This is a genomic window from Winogradskyella endarachnes (assembly GCF_009741275.1).
GTDB classification, from domain to species: domain Bacteria; phylum Bacteroidota; class Bacteroidia; order Flavobacteriales; family Flavobacteriaceae; genus Winogradskyella; species Winogradskyella endarachnes.
This window is the reverse complement of record NZ_WOWS01000046.1, coordinates 1-255: the sequence shown is the minus strand read 5'-3', so window position 1 is coordinate 255 and position 255 is coordinate 1. Positions and strand designations below refer to the sequence as shown.

Genomic DNA, 255 nt, shown 5'->3' with positions numbered 1-255 from the left:
ATCGTCGCCATGGTATGCCGTTACCACACCATCTAGCTAATAGAACGCATATTCATCTTTTACCGCCGAAACTTTAAAGTCTGCTCGATGCCAAGTAAACTTACTATGGGGTATTATTCTTCATTTCTAAAGGCTATCCCCCTGTAAAAGGTAGATTATATACGCGTTACGCACCCGTGCGCCACTCGTCAGCAAAAAAGCAAGCTCTTTCCTGTTACCGTTCGACTTGCATGTGTTAGGCCTGCCGCTAGCGTT

Annotated in this window: 1 rRNA gene; it reads right to left on the bottom strand. The window is 45.5% G+C overall.

Annotated elements, in window-relative coordinates:
• A 16S ribosomal RNA gene (locus GN138_RS16375) occupies positions 1-255 on the bottom strand; the annotation flags it as partial.